Origin of the sequence: Clostridium sp., assembly GCF_050717515.1 — a bacterium.
Classification (GTDB): Bacteria; Bacillota; Clostridia; order Clostridiales; family Clostridiaceae; genus Clostridium_AD.
In genome coordinates this window covers 100,529-120,058 of the sequence record NZ_JBOITL010000030.1, presented here as the reverse complement: position 1 = coordinate 120,058, position 19,530 = coordinate 100,529, and the positions used below count along the sequence as shown (strand labels likewise).

Genomic DNA, 19,530 nt, shown 5'->3' with positions numbered 1-19,530 from the left:
ATGAGTTACTATAATAATTATAGATATCAGTGGGCATTGGAAAGGATGACTCCTGTTCAATACAGAAATCATCTACTTAGTTCACTGTAGTATTTTTATATGTCCTTGACAAAGGGTACACATTACACAACTGAATTTACGGTATTTTTATGTTTGAATTTATTATTTTTCCCAACGATACAAAGTCTAAATTTAGATATATTTAACGTTAAATAAATCAAAGTGCCATTTAAAATAGCTAATGGATTAAGTTATCCTATGAGGGGGTGACAATCCCATTAAACACCCTTTACCCAACAGCAAGGGGTGATGGTAGAAGTTATATATATGCAAACTATAATCCTAAATATGCACAGCAGATAACAACAATACTTAGAATTTTTTATAATTTTTGTTGGACAACAAAGTTTGGAGACAAGAAATTAACTCCCGCACAAAGACTTGGTATTACGGATAAAGTTTTTGATTACAAAAATATAATCTATTTCAAATAAGATGATTATATTAGGGTATGTGAATATTAATACGTAAAAAATTTAAGGAGAGAAAATTATCCCTCCTTAAATTTACAGTATTATAATATTGCATATTTAAAAAAATGTTTTAAATACAGCGACAAAAAACGAGAAAATTCCAACTAAAATACAAAATATTGCTACTTTTTTATTCTTAATATTGTAATATCCGTTAAGCATACTAAAAATACCTGATGATAGTAATACAAGTAACATTGAATTCATATCAATTATGCCCAATAAACTCAATAAGCCTAAAACTAATAATATAAACCCAATAGCAGTAATTACTGTAACTAATCTATTAATAGCCTTTATTTTTTCCAACGTATCCCCCCCTAATTTTATACAAATGCATAGTTATTATAGCTGATTCTCATACTTATTATAACATAAATTTTAAATATTAAAATTTATAACATTATTTGTTAAATTTAGATGCAATATAATTACTTACACCTAAGATCAGCTAATATTAAAATAAACGCAGAAATGATATTTTAGTAAAAGCACTTCAAAACGGAACCCGTTAGATGAAACAAGTGGTAGCTTTTTTGTGCAAAGAATAATATAGAACTATTCTTTATATATACTAGAATATACTAATTTGTTAAAATGAATATATATTAAAAATATAATTGTTTAAGGGGGCTTTATAGTGAAAAACATTGAGAAGTGGGAAGAAGGAAAAGAACAATACCTGTTAAATAATGGATTTGAGCTTATGAGAGCTAATGTAGCTGAATTTGGCATACATTTTGCCATATATGTAGATAGGGATGAAGAGTTTACATATAATTGGAACAAACTATCACAAAATTCATATTATGATGAAAATGCATTTTGGATTTTCAAGGATAATAAAAGAGTTGGTGGAGTAGTAATAGAGCCAAATTATTCAGCACATTTTTTTGTAGAATCACCATATACAGTAGACAAATTCTCTATAATTAGCGAACTAAATAATACATTATTACAATGGTCAGATAAGAATAAAAAAATCTTTTTATATACAATACATCCAAGAGATGTTGATTATTATAGTAGGCTTGGATATAGGAGAAATTTTGTTAGAAAAATGATGATTCGACCAACGGAGATATTTGATAATATTCAGTGGAGGGAAGGTTTAGTTATTAAAACACCTACAATTGAGGATGCCGATGAGGTGGGAAAAGTATTACATGAATCATATAAAGGTGGTATCCAATATGAAGAATTTTCAAACAACACCCAAGAACAAGAAATCGAAGACTCTAAGATGTTTTTAGAAAGGTATATTTCTACAAATAGTATGCAGGCTTCTACATTAGTTTATGATAGAAATACTAATGATTTAATAGGGGTATGTTTAGCAGGAAAAAATGAGGATGATGATAATGAGTTCTCTAAGATTAACCAAATAGGAGTAAAGCCAGCTTATAGAGGGCATGGTATTGCTGAGAACATGATAAAGAGGGCATTAACTGTTTTAAAAGACATATCACCAGCAACAAAGTTAGATGTAACAGTTGGTAATGCTGCTGAAGCGTTATATTATAAAATGGGATTTTTCCCTGGAGTACAAAGTGTTTCTATGTATAAGAAATTTGAGTAGATTTTATTTATGAAGCTTATAGTTTTTCATTCCACATGTAACTCTTTGACGTTTACAGTGGAATGTTTAATATTTTTGATAGCTCAAAATATCACTTACTACTTATAAAACTACTAATCTGTCACAAATAAAAACGTCACAGACTTTGTAGCTTTTGGAGCCTAATAAGAAGAATGTGAAGCAACTCTGTTTTTGTTGTGTTATGCTCCTAATTAGAGTTTAATTTAATCAACGTTTAATGAAGATATAATCGGTAATATGGGTCGTCCATTCCATAAACCTTCAATTCCCAACTCTTTTGGTGAAATATTCTGGTAATGTCCATTCATACCTTGTATATCAAAACCACCATTTTCGGTAATTGTGATAATACTATATAATCCTTCTCGATATAGAACCAAATCCTTTAAAAATGGGTATTGTTTATGTATTTTATCAGAGTAACAAAAATGTTCAAATTGAGGTCCAAACCATATATATGACATTGAATTCAAGCCAAAATAATATGTTTGTCCAATTTCTTTAAGAGAGTCGCCATGGTCATGTCCATTGATGCATAAAAGAACTTTCTTCCCTGTGAGATTTATCCTATTAATCAAATCCCTTACTTCATTTGAGTTATATACACCTCTTTTAGCAAACTCATTTTCAAAACTATGATGTGAAAAAATAACATAGTACTCACTGTCATCGGTTAATTGAGATTCCAACCACTTAAATTCATAATCTGGAAGAATCGGATATATATTTTTTGTCATATTATAATTTCTTTTATAATAAGGTTCGTATCCGTTATCAGTCTTGATAAAACAGGTATCTAACACAATAAATTTAATTTTACCATATTTAAACGAATAGTAACTTTTATCCATTTGTAAAAACTCCATAACTTTTTCCTTTGTAAATAAATCAGAATCATGATTTCCCATCAAATGATAATGAGGTTTTCCAATAGAATCAAGCATATCAAGTAAACCTTGGTTTTCCTCCTTAGGACTACAGAAATCTCCAAGTTCAATAACAAAATCCACTTCTGCTTCCCTTGCATTATTTATGAAGTTTTCAATTCTTTGACTCCCATCGTGGATATGTTCATAATGTAAATCGGTGAATACTGCAAATTTAATTCTATCCATCACTGCACCTCTATTCAGATTTTATAAATAATCTTTGCATCTCAATAAAATACCATTGTGATGCAGTTTATTAATAAGATATCTAAAGTTACGAAAAGCATATAACAAATTTTACGTTATTTATATTTTTCTAATGCACCAAAACAAGTCTCAAATATTTCCCCTGTTTCGGGGTTTCTTGGTGAATGAACGTTATACATAAAACCTGTTTTACCATATCTTCCTTTTTGGTTCTCATCGTAAAAGTCACTATCCATTGAAATATGCTTGGCCTTTAAAGCAACAACAACATCTCTACAACCTTCAAAGTGTTCTTTTTCCCACAAAAGTTCACATTCAATATTCAAAAAACATTCTTTTATTTTTGGTGCATTTACAGTCTTTGCTTTTTCTGCTGTAAGACCTGACATTGTTATCTCCTCATCATCATAACCATTATTAATGATGGTTTGCTCACATTTTTTATAAATATCTGATGATGGAAAATTTAATATTCCTTCTTCATTTTATTTATATCCCCCTTTTGTAGTTCATCATATAAGACAAATGCATCGTAACTATATATGTAATATTATCATAATTTACAAAACTTTGGAACGATTATTTCAAAAATACTACCACTACCTAAAAAATAATTATTTACTATTTTATACAAAAATGGTAATATAACATTAGGAAAAATTCGTAATATTAACTATTATGTTAATTCCTTATGATACAAAAATGTGAATTATAGATTATTTGTATAACCCGAAGATAAATCATTGATTTAGAAAATAATAGGAGGTATTTTTATGGAGTTTAGGATAATATCATTGCCACCCTTCAAAGCAGCGTCATCTGGTGTAGATAAGGAATTTAACTTTTCTTTTAATGGTATTTTAGGAAAGTTTGATAAGTATTTTTCCACAATTAAGCCATTGGAAAGAGATAGTTTTATGCCCAGAGACTTTTTGTTTTTTGATGAAGAAAAACAAGGTATGGTATGGTGGTGGACATTGAGTGAGGATATGGATGATGGTGGCAACGAAGTCGTTGATTTCGAAGGCGGGTACTATATAACTTATGTTTATAAAGATGGGGATGAAGAAACAAATGGTAAGTTATATAATAAAGCTTTAGAATATATTAAGAATTCTGATAACTTGGAACTGGATATTCGTCAAAATCATTATGCTATGGGCCATATTATTACACCATCAGAGATTATAAAAGCACAAGGATGGTCACAAATGGAAACATTTATACCCATTAAATTAAAAGCAACTTCCAATTTGTAATACAAATTATGGGGATAATCTATAGTTCTATTCTTTTATGACCACATAATCATAAAAACGAATAATTTCTTAAAATATCGAATTATTCAGGAATTTAAATGGAGTACTACCGGGGATCTTATTTTAAGAGACCTTGGATATGTAAGCTTTGAATATTTTTTGGACATAGAAAAAAGCGATAATACGATTGAATTATTAGGAGGAATTAAGTGTGAATAAAAAAGTAGTAATAGCAATTGTAATCACTATAGTAATTCTTTTAATAATAGGTTTGTTTTTTAAAAAAGAAAGGAAAAATTATGAGGTAGACGCTAGTTCAATCCATAATATTATTGTGAACGATAAAGTTAATGAAGTTAGAGTGAAAAAATCAAATGATCATAAAATTCATGTTACATATAGTGAAGGTAAGGGATTAAGTTATGATATAAGTGAAAATCATGGTAAATTAAGGATTAGTAGTGCTAATAAATTTATGAATATCTCCCTTTCGTTAAATATATATGACAATTCTCTTATTATCGAAATTCCAGAAGACTATAATAAAGGTATTAATATATTTGCAGAGGATAAATGCACTGTGGATGAAAGTATTAAGTTTAGTTCCAAGAATATCAAAAGTGAATATGAAGACTAATATATAAATAGTAATGTTGGTTAATATTGCAATACTTACTTATGCTTCAGTGCAACAGATAAAGGCTCTTAGATAAATTCAAATTTATCTAAGAGCCTTTATGGAGTTTTATAGGAACAATTTTAAAAATTAGGATAATTAAATTAATTTGCTACCTGACTCTTGAATTGACTATTATAGAGTTTTTCATAGAAACCACCCTTTTCCATTAACTCAATATGGGTTCCTTGTTCTATAATATCGCCTTCATCTATAACCAATATTAAATCTGCGCTACGAATAGTTGAAAGTCTATGTGCAATAACAAAGCTAGTTCTTCCTTTCATTATATTCCTCATAGCTTTTTGGAGTAATATTTCGAGTCTAGTATCAACTGAACTAGTTGCTTCATCTAATATTAGTATTGCTGGATTCGAAATTATAGCTCTTGCTATAGTCAAAAGTTGTTTCTCTCCTTGAGATATGTTAGAAGCCTCTTCATTTAAAAACATGTTATACCCATCTGGAAGAGTTTTAATAAAATGATGTACGTTAGCTATTTTAGCCGCTTCAATAATTTCTTCCTTGCTAGCTCCAAATCTGCCATACTCAATATTTTCATGAATTGTTCCATTATATAGCCAAGTATCCTGAAGAACCATACCGAATATAGAACGCAGATCTTCGCGTTTCATATCGTGAGTATCCACTCCATCTATTTTTATAGCTCCCCCTTGAATATCGTAAAATCTCATTAATAAATTTATTAATGTTGTTTTACCTGCTCCTGTTGGACCTACTATAGCAACCATCTGACCACTTTTTATCTCTGCACTTAAGTCCTCAATTAAAACCTTATTGTCATTATATCCAAATTTTACATGCTCAAAAGTAACATTTCCAAGCGGATTTTCTAATTTTATAAAATCAACTTTATCTGGAATTTCTTCCTTTTCATCCAATATTTCAAATACACGTTCAATTGCCGCAAAGGCTGATTGCATTGCAGCAGATAATTGCGTCACCTCAGAAATTGGTTGATTTATTTGCCAAATATAACGAATAGACGCTTGAAGATTACCCACTGTCATTATTCCATTTATAGCATATGTTGCGCCAAGTATTCCAATGGCTGCAACTCCTAAATAACTTACTAATGAAACTAATGGAGACATTATACTTGATATAAATTGCGCCTTAAATCCTGTATTAAAAAGTTCTTCATTAATATTTTCAAAATCTTTTATAGCATCTTCTTGCTTTCCATATAGTTTTATTTCATTAAAGCCAGTATATATTTCTTGCACTTTACCATTCATTTTCCCCAAAGCGCTTTGCTGTTTATAAAATAGATTTTGTGATTTACTAACTATATATTTTAACACTAAATAGCTTATAGGTATTATAAGTATAGCTAACAATGCAAGTTTTATATTAATTGTAAACATCATCGCAATAGCTAGAGTTAGTGACAATATTGAATTAATAACTCGGCTAAAACTCTGTTGGAGTGCATTAGAAATAGTATCTATATCATTTGTTATACGACTCATAACATCCCCATAGCTATTCTTATCAAAATAACTTATAGGCAATTTTCTAATTTTACCTTGAACAGCGTTTCTTAAATCTTTCATAGTATTTTGAATAGCATTAGTTAATAATAAACTTGCTAAATATGTGGATAATGTTCCAAATACATATATAAAAGCCAATACTCCTAATACTCTTAAAATATAATTAAAATTAACTGAAGCTCCTTTTACACCTTTTGCTATATTCATAACATCTTTGGCAAGACTAGTTGTAATTAGTCCTTCTATTTTTGGAGCAATAGCCATAAAAATAGCAGCTACTACTATAAATAAAATTGCAGCAATAAATAGTTTCCTATATACTTTTACAAAAGGAGATATTTTTCTTATAGTATCCTTTAACTTTTTCATTGTTCCAGCTCCTCATTTGTAAGTTGAGATGATGCAATTTCATAATAGATTTCGCAGGTTTTTAGTAATTCTTTATGGGTTCCTATTCCTACTATCTCGCCTTCATTTAATACTATAATTTTATTAGCATCAATTATAGATCCTATCCTCTGTGCAACTATTAAAAGTACGGACTCTCTAGTTTCCTCCTTTAACTTTTCTCTAAGCATTGCATCTGTTTTAAAATCTAGGGCAGAAAAGCTATCATCAAAAATATAAATTTCAGGTTTTCTAACTAATGCTCTTGCAATAGATAATCTTTGCTTCTGCCCCCCTGACATATTAGATCCACCTTCACTTACTAATTCTTTGAATTTTTCAGGTTTACTGTTAATAAAATCATAAGCCTGAGCTACCTTAGCAGAATGTTCAACCTGCTTTTTATCTGCATCATTTTTACCGAATTTAATATTAGTGCCTATACTACCAGTAAAGAGCAATGTCTTCTGAGGTATAAATCCCATTTTTCCACGTAGTGCCTTTAAATCATAATCTCTTACATCTACTCCATCTATCTTTATGCTACCTTTTGTAACATCGTAAAATCTTGGGATTAAATTAATTAATGTACTTTTCCCACAGCCTGTACTTCCTATAAATGCTACTTTTTCTCCTTTTACTGCTGTAAAGGATATATCTCTTAAAACTGGAAGCTCTCCATCTGGATAAGTAAAAGTAACATTATCAAACTCTACAATACCCTTAATAGCTGTATCTTTAACACCATCTTTAGGATTTTTAATAATAGGCTCTTCATTTAATATCTCGTTAATTCTATCTGCTGAAATTTGTGCTTTTGGATACATTATAAACACCATTGAAAAAAGCATAATAGAGAACATTGCATGGAATAAATATTCTATAAACGCTACCAGTTGTCCAACCTGTAGTGTTCCTAAATTTATCATTTTACTAGAAATCCAAAAGATAGCTAAAATAGCTAAATTCAATAACAAAAAGAAAGATGGCTGAGAAATTGCCATAAGCTTATATAACTTCTTAGACACATTTGTATAGTCATTATTAATTTCTTCAAATCTTTGTTTTTCATGTTCATCATTACCAAAGGCCCTGATTACCCTTGTTCCAGTTAAATTTTCTCTTGAAATCCTATTTAATTTATCTAATTTTTTCTGTTGTTTTTCTGATATTGGATAAGATATCTTAGCTATAATAATTACCCCAAGCACTATGAATGGTACTGTTATTGCTAATACTGCAGACAATTGCACGCTGGTTCTTATAATCATCACTAAACTTACAATAAACATAACTGGTGTAAGTAATGCTATTCTTAAGAGTGTAGTTGTAAACTGTCCTAATTGAAAAACATCATTGGTTGTTCTGGTAATCATTGATGATATCCCAAACTTATTATATTCACTATGTGAAAATTCTTGAGATTTTTTAAAAATATCCTTTCTTATATCTCTAATCATACTAGTAGAGATTTTTGAAGAACAGTATCCTAATAATATTGTACCCAGTGCACCAACTATAGATATTCCTACAATTATAATACCCATATGTTTTGTATAAGCTATATCCTTATTAGCTATTCCCCTGTCAATTACTCTAGCCATTATTGTTGGAATGCCGAGCTCCACTAATGCAAAGCCAAAAACTGATATTACATTCAACACTAGAAGCAGTTTATATTTTTTTATGTATTTTAATATTAGTTTCATTCCTTCTATTCACTCCTTTTTTAAGTACTCTTGAAACCTCGATGCAATAATATTATAATATAAGCATAAAGTATACAGTTACCGTATAGTCAAGAGGAGAAATTAGCTATGAATGAAAAATTTAATAAATATTTTAATACTGGAGATTTTGCAAAGTTATGTAATGTAAAGAAACAAACTCTTTTCCATTACGATGATATTGGCATTTTTTCTCCTGAAATAAGAGATGATAACGGATATAGATATTATTCCTATCAACAATTTGATGTTTTTAATGTCATTACTATTTTAAAAGAAACAAATATGTCTTTAAAGGAGATTAAAGCTTATCTTGATAATAGGAGTCCCAATACATTAGTTGAGTTATTTAAAAATAAAGTATTGGATATAGATATTGAAATAGAAAATCTAAAAAGAATACGTAAACTTATGACAACAAAAATTTCTATAACAGAAAATGCGTGTATAATAGATTATTCTAAGATTAGTTTAGAATATTTTGATGAGGAGCATCTAGTTCTTAATAATTCAATTGAAAATGTAAGCCATAAAGATTATTTTAAAATTGTGTCAGAGCATATGAATTATTGTACTTTAAATAATCTTAACGCGGGACATTCTATTGGAGCAATGATTAGTAAGGATAATATATTAAAAGGAGTAGCTGAAAATTATTCCTTTTTATATACAAAGCTAGATTCTAATAATGATATTCCTTTTACTTTTACTAAACCAAAAGGACTCTATTGCATCGCGTATCACGAAGGAGACTATAACTCTATCGACAAAACCTATAATAAAATATTGCAATTTTTAAAAAACTCTAATATAGCTATAGGAAAATATTCTTATGAAGAATTCCTTTTAGATGAAGTAACAGGTAAAGGCTACGACAATTATTTAACTGAAATTTTAGTCGAAGTTGAAATTCCTATTGTTCACGACATGAAGATTACGAGTTACCCTTGTTATGAATGAGAGTGTAAAAGAATCTGATTATTTCTCACCAACAGGAATTAAAAATAGCCTAAAGCTAACTAATATCAATACATAGGCTAATCCTATACATCTATTGAAAAGAAGTTTATTATCAATCTAAGCAAGAGAAAAAAAGGCATTGCTGCCTTTTGGATTTATGCACAATATAAGAATAGTGTTCGCTATATAAATTAATTTCGCTCTGCCAAGTGTATTAATAATATGTGTCTACTTTTCCCAAAGAAGAACTGCTTTAGATTGAATCTTTAGTAATTCTTCATTCGACATTTTTGAATCCTTATAATCGAGATAATACACTGCTGATATATCTTTTTTTAATTCTATAAGACCATTACCGTCATCATGATCAAACAACGCACTATTGTTAATTGAATACTTATATTCTTTATCCTTTTGTGGCTTAGAAAAATGTTTTGTCCATATAGTATCAGTGTAATAAATATATACCACATGTTGTTTTATACCATCTTTTTCAATTGTCGTGGTCCATTGATATGAGCAATAGTAATCATCCCCGTTAAATGAGACGTCAAGCATTCCGTTATTTCCCATTTTAACACTCACTATTCCATTATCGTAGGGAATTGGTACCTGGTAGTGAAATATAAGTGAAAATCCTCCTAATAATACAGCAATTGCACATATAACTGAAATAGATGATATCATAACATTTTTTCTGAGTAGCTTCTTTTTTATTCCTTTTAATATATTAGATTTTGCTTGCTCTGCTGCTTTTTCACCATTAGTTTGAATGAAGTCACTATTCATACTATCAAGATATTTTTTACAGGTATCACACTCTAGTAAGTGTTCCTCGATAGTGGTACGGCTTTCGTTACTGCAAACATCATCGTAGTAGAGTGGTAGTAAATCTTTAACTATTTCACATGAAATTTTCATTTTAATCCCTCCCTTAGTTTAATCTTTGCACGATGAAACGTGACTCTAGCCCAGCTTTCTGTTTTCCCCAAAAGCTCAGCAATCTGTAAAAAGGGTAATTCACCAAACACTCTTAAGGTGAAAACCTCTTTATATGGTTCATCTAAAAAATGAAGTTTTTTATGTATTTCCCACACTGTTTCACTATTTATTAACTTTTGCTCAATACAGTCATCTTCATTTTCTTCATAAGATTCATCTGTAATATGTTTATTTTTTTGACATAGTGAAAAATAAGTATTTTTTGTTATTTGACACAACCAAACTCGTATTTTACAATCTCCTTTAAACTTGTCTATACTTTTCAAAGCTTTAAAAAACGTTTCTTGAGTTATTTCCTCGGCCATTGTTTCATTACGGCATAGCGACAGGGCATATTTATAGACATCAGCAAAATATTGAGAGTATATAACATCAAAATCAATCACAGTTTCACCTCGCTTTCATACATAAGACTCTTGAAACTAAATTTCGTTACAATTTTATATAAAAAAACAAATCCAAATAAAGAAGACTCTAAAATTTATCTTCTTAATAAATTAGATTTGTATTAAGATAAATCGCTAAATTATTATATTCTACATAAACAATAAATCACCTTTATATACATTTTATGTTAATAATATATATAATTAACCAATTAAATCAGCAAGTAAACAATTTAAATGAGGCAACAATAAAAACAATAATATTGTCCATTTAACGACATTTCAGAAGGAAAGTCTCCTTCTGAAGTCGTTAATTATACAGATCCGCAGGAGATGATTTAATTCCTTAGCGTTGTTAAGTCGACCTTATTATAATACAGTACTTATTGATAATAATTATTACTTGACATTCTATATCATTTGTATTATTATAATATCATAATAAACTTTACTATTAGGAGGAATTAATTATGAAATTTGAATTACCAAAACTATCTTATGAATACAGTTCACTTGAACCTTATATAGATGCACAAACAATGGAAATACATCACAGTAAGCATCACCAAGCTTATGTAAATAACTTAAATGCAGCTTTAGATAAATATCCTGAACTTTATGATAAAGGCTTAGAATGGTTATTAAAAAATCTAGAAGAGATCCCATCAGATATACGGATGGCTGTTAGAAATAATGGAGGAGGTCACCTTAATCACAGTATGTTTTGGAATGTTATGTCACCCGTTAAAGTGGGCACCCCCAAATCAGAATTAAGCAAAGCTATTGATGAAAAATTTGGAAACTTCCAAGCCTTTAAGGATGAATTTGCAAAAGCAGCAACAACTAGATTCGGAAGTGGTTGGGCATGGCTTATAATAAATAAAAATAAAGAACTTGAAATTATTTCAACTGCAAACCAAGATAATCCAATTAGTGAAGGTTTGATACCTATCTTAGGATTAGATGTTTGGGAACATGCATATTATTTAAAATTCCAAAACAGACGTCCTGACTATATTTCCGAGTGGTGGAACGTAGTTAATTGGGACTATGTATCAGAATTATATCTTAATGCTATAAAATAAAACCAAAAGCAAGGTTGCACGTAATTGAATTTCGTACAACCTTGCTTTTTTTATTAAACATAAAATACTAGCTTATCAAGTCACTGAGCTTTTGAGCGACTTCTTTTATATCTAACCCATTAGTAAACGCAAGACAGGTTCCAGAAGGGTATCTTGTTTTTTCTATCCACCTTTCAGGCATTTGTGAAGCTCCGTATTTGGCGCCTAAAATTGCTCCTACAATGGCCCCAATAGTGTCTGCATCTCTACCAAAGTTACCAGCAGCTACCACACCAGTTCTAAAGTCTTTATTTACAAGCTTAAGAACTCCAAAGGCCTCTGCTACTGCTTCTGGAACCGATGCCTTATAACTAGTCCAAAGTTCATCATGTAAAGGCAACCAAGCATCTATAAATTCACCCTTGGCATTATCTACAATTTCTAATGCCTTTTTTATGGAATAATAAAGCCATGACTCCTCTGGAATTGACTTTAAGGCAGCTTCAATTATTTGATCTATGGTTCCATCCACCATGGCAACAGAAACGGCAACTGCCACAGCTTGCGCTCCCCATATACCTTCTCTAAAGTGACTTACGCAGGCATCTATGTTGGCTAATACTACTGCTCTTTGTGAATCACCAGCACATATAATTCCTATAGGTGCGATTCTCATAGCTGCTCCATCGCTGTTATAATACGAATTATATTCCCCTGAATAAGGTGGCAAGATGCCTCTCTTAAGGTTTCTTACTGCTTCTATTTCGCTAGCTCCACCTCTTGGAAAATCCTTTTGTGAGGCTACATTTTCCATCCAGCCGTTAACTACGACCTCACTTGATAGACTTCCTTCGCATTCTATTAATATTTTTGCAGTAAGCAACGCAAATTCAGTATCATCAGTACTCCAAGAGGCTTCTTTATTAAAGTCTGTGGTGATACCATATTTAAATTGATTATCTTGCTTTCTTGAGGCATCTCCAAAAGAATCTCCTATGGCTAGACCTGCCATAGCACCTAAGGCTTTATCATAGGCAAGGTCTTTATTATTTATTAAATCCTTTCTACTTAACAATATTAAGCTCTCCTCCCTATTACTAATCTATCCATAGACTAGCCCCCTTATTCCCTATTATATTCCTCCAATTCTTTTACATTCATAACTCTGGTTTTACTTTACTCCCATGAGTTATGATTTTTTCCCTTTTAAACATTATATGATTAATTCTACAAATTTATGAAAGCTGCTTTATGCAACTAGGACTACAAATGAATGCTTTATGAATGATTTACTTGGAGTTTTGACTTGAAATACGTTTTTAAGGTATATCTCAAAAAATGTTTCAATATGCATTATTTTGTAGTAAAATGTATATTGTGACAGTATATTTTTGAAAAAATACTATTATACTGCAAAATAGGAGGAAATTTTAAATGCACAAAAAGTTTTTAAAAGGCTTATTATTTATATTATTTTTTGTTATTTTTACAAAGCACAATGTACAAGCTGCTGAAATAAGAGATATGAAAGTTGTAGACAAAAATCATGTTTGGACTATTAATTTAGATAAACCAATTGATTATGAAAATATAACTATATGGAATGTAAATGATGATAGCATAGTACGTAATGCGACAATTAAAATTGGTGAGGATAAAAAGTCAATTGTTATTGAACCACCAAAGGATGGATATAAAGAAGGTGCTATGTATAACATAGATATTGAACCATTAATATATCCACAACAAGGGGAAACTTCAAGTGAAAAAGTTCAATACAAATTTATTGTAAAAAACCCCGTTGCAAATAAATACGAAGCAGTTGAATCAAAACCAGGAATAACTTATACATTTTCAGATATGGATAAACTATTAGCTAGCAACAAATCAACAGGATGGAATGTAAGCACTATAAAGTATGATAACGAAAATGAAGGAACATTAATCGAAACGCAAATGGATTCTTTAAACTCCTTAATAGTTCCACTAAAATTAAATGGATATTTTAAAGTTTATGTAGGTTATGCATCAGGAACTAACGGATTTAAAATAAAAAAGGATACAGATCATGAATATATTCAAGTACATGGCTCCGTTGATTCATCTTCTTCTCAAAAATATGGTAACCAGTACTTGTATGAGAAACTTGCTTTAATAGATAATTTTAATACTTGTAATTTAGTTTTAAAAGAAATTGGCAATACAAGAATTGCCTACATAAGACTGGTTGGACTAACAAATGATCAAATTAAATTAGTTCAAACGCCTGATGAAGGTGAAAATGGTAAAAGAGTAATGTATGATAATGATGGATATTCAGATTTTTTTGATGGAATATATTCTGATCCAGAGGACTTAAAAACAAAATTTGTATACCCTTTGGCAGAAAAAAATGTAGGAACAATAAACTGGTGTTTAGGAACTACGGGGCTTTTAAACTATAATAGTAAATATGCAGGGACTGCTTTTGCAGGCTTTGATAAATATAACTCACAGTTAAGGCAGGGAGATATTAGAGCTAAAACCCAAGTTCTCAATATATTAAAAAGTGGAAAATCACCTCTTGAAATTGTAGCGGAGGCAGCAAAAGAAAAAAACATGAAGGTAAATGCATCTTTACGTATGGATACTTTTTATCCTAAAGATAAATATGGTTATTTAAATGGAAAGATATATGATAGCTATCAAGATTGTAAACAGAAAGGTGAATATGGATTAAGTTATTTATATCCTAAGACTAGAGCTTACATAACTAATGTTTTAAAAGAAGCGGTATCTTTTAAAAATGTAGATGGTGTAACTTTAGATTATTGTAGATACCCTGTGGTAATGAATAAAGAGGCTACACAGCAACAAAAAATTGCTATAATGACTGAGTTTATGAGAAAATTAAGAAAAGAGATTCCAAAAGGTAAAACAATAACTGTTAGAATACCATATAATAATCCTTTGTCATATGGGTTCAACGTTAAAACATGGATTAAGGAGGGACTTATAGACATACTTATACCTTCTAATATAACTGTTGATGATTTTTTCAATATAAAGCCTTATGTTGATATGGTCAAAGGAACAAAGGTAAAACTGTACATAGGAATATGTGCTAATGTAAGTGGTAGTGATTTAACAAAAGAAGAAGAAAAATATCTTGAAGCAGGATATGAAATACCAAAAAAAACATCTTTGGCTTTAAATCATTATTTATTAAGAGCTAGAGAAGTATACAAAGCTGGTGCAGAAGGGGTATTTTTATTTAACACTTCTAGTGCAATACTTATCGATACTAATTCTCCTGAAACTTCTAAGTTATTAAACGATAAAGTTGCATTAGAAAAATGGTATAATTTCTCTTATGAGCAGCCTACGAAGAGAAAAAGTGTTAATATAATTGAGAAAAAATAATAGAAAACAAATCTAATTATTTAAATAAAAAAAAGATTCCACCAAGCTCTGTGAACTGCATCCTGTCAAGTAGACAGGGTGCAGTTCACTCTCCTTAGTGGAATCTTTTTACTAAGCTACATCAACTGTACTGGTATCAATAGTAACTATTTTAGCCCTAGGTAAGTTTTGTGCGACTTTTCAGTCTCAAATCTTAAATAATATCCACCTGCAGGTGCCTACCTCATATTTAATCTCATATATCTTCTCAGCTCCGTTTATTACACTTTGGCACTTAAACACTAGCATATTGTTACCTGCTAGCTTTTCTTTATCTACGCAAATAACTTTATCTATTCTTACAACAGAATTACTTTCATCTTCATTAGTAATTTTGAATCTTACAGGATTTATATTCCCCAATGTATCGGTCCAAGAAACTACTTCTATGGGCTTTGCTACAATTTTCATGTTACCGCCTCCAAAACATATGTTCGCATATATTATATAACATTCTGAATTAAATAAAAAGGGTAAAGTCTTCCATTATCATATCCACCCACCAAATTTATTTTAAAATGAAAAAATCTCCTTATCCTAAGATAAGAAGATATATGTATGTCATTACAAATTGTAAAAATGCTATAATTTTAATTATTTCCCAAGAAATGGATGAATTAACTTTATATAATTTACTTCTTTAAAACTGTTTATCACTAAATCCGCCATGGAAATATCTTGGCTTCCCGAAACATCGCTATTGATTCCTACACACTTCATACCTGCTTTTCTAGCTGCAAGAACCCCGTTATGAGAATCCTCAATAACTACACAATTTTTAGGGTTTACCCCCAGCTTCTCTGAAGCAAAAAGAAATATATCTGGTTCAGGCTTACTTCTATTTACATAGTCGCCAGTAACAAAAGCCTCAAAGTATTCTTCTATTTGAAATTTCTTTACTATAGCCTCAATTACATTTAGTGGTGATGATGATGCAATTGCTAGCTTTATTCCATTCTCATGCAAGTCTTCTATTAGATCTTTCACCCCACCAATAAGGCTTATCTCGCATTCATCCGAATTAAGGTGTTTAAAATATTCACTTCTATCAAATTCAATTAACTCCTCAATTGTTTGATTAAGCTTATATTTATTTTTTAGAGCTTCCCACATATAATGAGAGGTTGCTCCTACAAAAGAGTGATGCTCATCTCCTGTAACCTCTATTCCTAATTTTTTATAAATCTCATTTTCCAGTTTCATATGTACAGGTTCACTATCGATAATTACTCCATCCATATCAAATATAACTGCTTTTAACATAAAATCACCATCCTATTATTTTCTATTATACCTTATCCTATAGCTTCTAATACTACTAAAATAAAAAGTGCGAAGTTAATTTATGTGTATAATTGTTATATTATATACAAAAATTTGTTAATCAAGATAAGGAATTATATCCTTGTATATTGCACGTAAAATATCATTGGCATTATTTTCTTGGTGCGAGGTTACAGTTATAACAGCATCCTTGTCCGGAAAAACAATACAGAATTGACCATACTTGCCGTCAGCACGATAAGCTCCTGGATAAGAACATAACCACAATTGGTATCCATATCCCTTGTTACTTTCGCTGTCCTCAAAGTTCCAGTTTGAAGTTGATATGGTGTCAGTTATACAAGCCTTAATATATTCCTCACTCACTATTTGTTTATCCTCATACTTGCCACCATTTAATAAAACTAAACCTAATTTTGAAAACTCCTCATTGGTCAAGAAAAGTTCAGTGGCGCCTAATGTATGACCCCCTGGGCAGCTGTGCCATTGTGGGTTAATAATATCCAGAGGATTAAAAAGATAAGGCATAAGAAAATCTCTTAAGGTTACTCCTGATACTTTTTCAACTATTCGTGAAAGCATATATGTACAGGCATTTGAGTAAAAAAATTCTGCACCTTGTTCCCCCTTCATTGGGTCAGAGAAAAATAACTCGGCCCAATCATTTTTCCTCATTCTTTCTTCATCACCAGCAAAGTAAAACTCTTTTTTCCCCGAAGACATATGTAACAAATCTCGTATTTTAATATTTCCCGAATTGGTAGTTGCTACGTCCTTATATTCTAAGAAAAAGCTTAATACTGTGTCAGTTACCTTAAGCAAGCCTTGATCTTGACATATTCCAATAGCTATAGATGTAAAGGTTTTAGAACCAGAATATAGACAAACTTTATCATTAGACCTCCAAAAATGAGATACCTCACCTCTACCCTTTTGATAAACCTTTATTCCATAAATTCCAAGTCTCTTTTCTTGCACAGTTAGTCGAAATTGATTTAATATGGATTCTTCCATGTTTTCCCCTCCAATTGCGTAAACATTTTTTCTTAATGCTTCGCTAAAATAATTCAAAATATAATTTATATAATCTGTGATAGCTATTTTATTATACAAGCTCTTTATAGATTTTATTAGCCACCTTGTATTTTCTTTTCTTTTCAAGGTGCTCTATTAATTTTAGTTTTATAGGTTTACAAAGGTTAAAATAATTAATGCTTTCATAGTAAGGTAGTATTTTTTTTGTAACTTCTTCGTAAAACACGCTTTCTTCAAAGTGAAAAATACTTAAGTAGAAAAAGTGTAGTAAATTATAGTAAATTGAGCATTCATATTCTTCCCTTAAATACTTATTAAATACCTCTGTGCATTCCTCAATTCTCTTTAACTTAATACATGCCTCTACATAATTAGAAGCAGATAAAAGAGGATCACCATCTGTTTCTAAAGCCTTTTTAGTCCAGACTATGCTTTCTTCATACTTTTCTTTGCAAAAATATAAATAAGACAAACTAATATATAAATGTCCTAAAATTTTATTGATATTGAAATGCGTGGCTCCTGTTAAGGCTGCTTTAAAATGCTTCTCTGCTTTTTCATATATTTTTAATTCTGTATAACATATTCCTATATAATTATGGCACCATAGTGCATTAATGTACCTTCCGTTTTTTTCATAGCTATCTAGTGCTTTTTCTAGATAGTATGTTCCCTTTAATGGTTCATTGTTAAAACAGTATGAAAATCCTAAATTATAATTAAGCCAAGGAGTTTCGTTTAGTTTATAGGCATTAGTGAGTCTTTCTATACCACTATTATGATTATCATATTTATATATAATTCTTCCAGTTATAAATAGATATAAATATTGAAGTTCCTGGCTTAAAGAGGAATAAATTTTGTCTAAAGCTATTATATCCTGCTTTAAATCATTATAATTCAAACATTCTACGAAGGTATTATACATTAGTTGATATATTTTATACTCAATATTATAGGGGGAGGTACTTATTAGATCTTCTACATTTAGTAACTCTTTATATATTATTTTTGCATCTTCATGATTCAAGTTTTCTATTTGAAACATCATATTATAAAATTGCTGCCGTATAAGTCCAATATTACCAAATTCTTCGATTTGATGTATATTAAGTTTTTTTAAAAGTGCCTCTATTACTTCACCTCTCAATGTCTTTTTAGCATTTTCAAAATAACTTAAATGGCTTACAGAACATATACCATATGCTAAAGCATCTTGGCTAATTTCATTTTTCAATCTATTATATTTAATCCAACCAGATAAAAAATCATATTCGAATTCTTTACCAAATATCACTACTGTATCTTTCATAAATTAAGCTCCTTCGTATTTATACATATACATAATCTTTAAATGAACATTATAGGTGGATTTCACTATTTATAGTGAATTATATATAATATTATAACATTAGATTAGGATATCAATAAATTTTTTTCAATATAAATGATTTGATATTTTAATGAAAGTTCTTTAAACTTATAATAGATAAGTATTTGAAAATATGGATATTTTACGAAAA

The 19,530-nt window shown here is 29.9% G+C and carries 20 protein-coding genes; 8 read left to right on the top strand and 12 right to left on the bottom strand.

Annotated elements, in window-relative coordinates; all coding sequences use genetic code 11:
* Both ACREV6_RS15450 and ACREV6_RS15445 read left to right on the top strand, forming a co-directional pair.
* Positions 1-90 (top strand): IS3 family transposase (locus ACREV6_RS15450; RefSeq protein ID WP_431578942.1); only part of this gene is annotated, 90 nt, incomplete at its 5' end.
* A gap of 176 nt (positions 91-266) precedes the next feature.
* Positions 267-494 carry a hypothetical protein gene (locus ACREV6_RS15445; protein ID WP_431578933.1) on the top strand — a complete coding sequence of 76 codons (228 nt, stop codon included), beginning with the start codon at positions 267-269 and terminating at the stop codon, positions 492-494.
* A gap of 96 nt (positions 495-590) precedes the next feature.
* On the opposite strand, the gene ACREV6_RS15440 is transcribed toward ACREV6_RS15445, so the two are convergent.
* Positions 591-842 carry a hypothetical protein gene (locus ACREV6_RS15440; protein ID WP_431578932.1) on the bottom strand — a complete coding sequence of 84 codons (252 nt, stop codon included), beginning with the start codon at positions 840-842 and terminating at the stop codon, positions 591-593.
* Between the two features lie 331 nt (positions 843-1,173).
* Between ACREV6_RS15440 and ACREV6_RS15435 the strand changes: the two genes are divergently transcribed.
* Complete coding sequence (locus ACREV6_RS15435; RefSeq protein ID WP_431578931.1) at positions 1,174-2,112, top strand: GNAT family N-acetyltransferase; 939 nt, start codon at positions 1,174-1,176, stop codon at positions 2,110-2,112.
* A gap of 224 nt (positions 2,113-2,336) precedes the next feature.
* Here ACREV6_RS15435 and ACREV6_RS15430 read toward each other — a convergent pair whose 3' ends face one another.
* Complete coding sequence (locus ACREV6_RS15430; protein WP_431578930.1) at positions 2,337-3,248, bottom strand: metallophosphoesterase family protein; 912 nt, start codon at positions 3,246-3,248, stop codon at positions 2,337-2,339.
* A 116-nt stretch (positions 3,249-3,364) separates the two neighbouring features.
* Positions 3,365-3,658 (bottom strand): hypothetical protein, encoded by a 294-nt coding sequence (locus ACREV6_RS15425; protein ID WP_431578929.1) that lies wholly within the window; start codon positions 3,656-3,658, stop codon positions 3,365-3,367.
* Positions 3,659-4,042: 384 nt separating this feature from the next.
* Here ACREV6_RS15425 and ACREV6_RS15420 point away from each other — a divergent pair, with 384 nt between their 5' ends.
* Complete coding sequence (locus ACREV6_RS15420) at positions 4,043-4,528, top strand: hypothetical protein (RefSeq protein ID WP_431578928.1); 486 nt, start codon at positions 4,043-4,045, stop codon at positions 4,526-4,528.
* Positions 4,529-4,739: 211 nt separating this feature from the next.
* Positions 4,740-5,165, top strand: coding sequence for a DUF4097 family beta strand repeat-containing protein (locus ACREV6_RS15415; protein ID WP_431578927.1), 426 nt, complete (start codon positions 4,740-4,742; stop codon positions 5,163-5,165).
* 143 nt (positions 5,166-5,308) lie between these two features.
* Here ACREV6_RS15415 and ACREV6_RS15410 read toward each other — a convergent pair whose 3' ends face one another.
* Positions 5,309-7,090, bottom strand: a complete 1,782-nt coding sequence (locus ACREV6_RS15410; protein WP_431578926.1) for an ABC transporter ATP-binding protein — start codon at positions 7,088-7,090, stop codon at positions 5,309-5,311.
* Positions 7,087-8,817 carry an ABC transporter ATP-binding protein gene (locus ACREV6_RS15405; protein ID WP_431578925.1) on the bottom strand — a complete coding sequence of 577 codons (1,731 nt, stop codon included), beginning with the start codon at positions 8,815-8,817 and terminating at the stop codon, positions 7,087-7,089. Before ACREV6_RS15405 ends, ACREV6_RS15410 begins: the two co-directional genes overlap by 4 nt.
* Before the next feature lie 108 nt (positions 8,818-8,925).
* On the opposite strand from ACREV6_RS15405, the gene ACREV6_RS15400 reads away from it, so the two are divergent.
* Positions 8,926-9,795, top strand: coding sequence for a MerR family transcriptional regulator (locus ACREV6_RS15400; RefSeq protein ID WP_431578924.1), 870 nt, complete (start codon positions 8,926-8,928; stop codon positions 9,793-9,795).
* A 228-nt stretch (positions 9,796-10,023) separates the two neighbouring features.
* On the opposite strand, the gene ACREV6_RS15395 is transcribed toward ACREV6_RS15400, so the two are convergent.
* Together ACREV6_RS15395 and ACREV6_RS15390 are read right to left on the bottom strand one after the other, a co-directional pair.
* Positions 10,024-10,716, bottom strand: a complete 693-nt coding sequence (locus ACREV6_RS15395; protein ID WP_431578923.1) for a zf-HC2 domain-containing protein — start codon at positions 10,714-10,716, stop codon at positions 10,024-10,026.
* Positions 10,713-11,183: an RNA polymerase sigma factor gene (locus tag ACREV6_RS15390; RefSeq protein ID WP_431578922.1), complete on the bottom strand. Its 471-nt coding sequence runs from the start codon at positions 11,181-11,183 to the stop codon at positions 10,713-10,715. Before ACREV6_RS15390 ends, ACREV6_RS15395 begins: the two co-directional genes overlap by 4 nt.
* Before the next feature lie 470 nt (positions 11,184-11,653).
* Here ACREV6_RS15390 and ACREV6_RS15385 point away from each other — a divergent pair, with 470 nt between their 5' ends.
* Positions 11,654-12,268 (top strand): superoxide dismutase, encoded by a 615-nt coding sequence (locus ACREV6_RS15385; protein ID WP_431578921.1) that lies wholly within the window; start codon positions 11,654-11,656, stop codon positions 12,266-12,268.
* 67 nt (positions 12,269-12,335) lie between these two features.
* Here the strand turns inward: ACREV6_RS15385 and ACREV6_RS15380 are convergent, their stop codons facing one another.
* Complete coding sequence (locus ACREV6_RS15380) at positions 12,336-13,322, bottom strand: ADP-ribosylglycohydrolase family protein (RefSeq protein WP_431578920.1); 987 nt, start codon at positions 13,320-13,322, stop codon at positions 12,336-12,338.
* Positions 13,323-13,681: 359 nt separating this feature from the next.
* On the opposite strand from ACREV6_RS15380, the gene ACREV6_RS15375 reads away from it, so the two are divergent.
* A complete protein-coding gene (locus tag ACREV6_RS15375; RefSeq protein WP_431578919.1) occupies positions 13,682-15,649 on the top strand; it encodes a glycoside hydrolase family protein in 1,968 nt (655 codons plus the stop codon).
* 186 nt (positions 15,650-15,835) lie between these two features.
* Here the strand turns inward: ACREV6_RS15375 and ACREV6_RS15370 are convergent, their stop codons facing one another.
* The 4 genes from ACREV6_RS15370 to ACREV6_RS15355 all read right to left on the bottom strand — a co-directional run bounded on the left by ACREV6_RS15370 (position 15,836) and on the right by ACREV6_RS15355 (position 19,319).
* The gene (locus ACREV6_RS15370) at positions 15,836-16,099 is read right to left on the bottom strand and encodes a hypothetical protein (RefSeq protein WP_431578918.1); all 264 of its coding nucleotides are present in this window, start codon (positions 16,097-16,099) and stop codon (positions 15,836-15,838) included.
* 183 nt (positions 16,100-16,282) lie between these two features.
* On the bottom strand, positions 16,283-16,951 hold the full coding sequence (locus tag ACREV6_RS15365; protein ID WP_431578917.1) for an HAD family hydrolase: 669 nt from the start codon (positions 16,949-16,951) through the stop codon (positions 16,283-16,285).
* A 117-nt stretch (positions 16,952-17,068) separates the two neighbouring features.
* On the bottom strand, positions 17,069-17,986 hold the full coding sequence (locus ACREV6_RS15360) for a serine hydrolase domain-containing protein (protein WP_431578916.1): 918 nt from the start codon (positions 17,984-17,986) through the stop codon (positions 17,069-17,071).
* A gap of 91 nt (positions 17,987-18,077) precedes the next feature.
* Positions 18,078-19,319, bottom strand: a complete 1,242-nt coding sequence (locus tag ACREV6_RS15355) for a tetratricopeptide repeat protein (protein ID WP_431578915.1) — start codon at positions 19,317-19,319, stop codon at positions 18,078-18,080.
* Positions 19,320-19,530 lie beyond the last annotated feature (211 nt).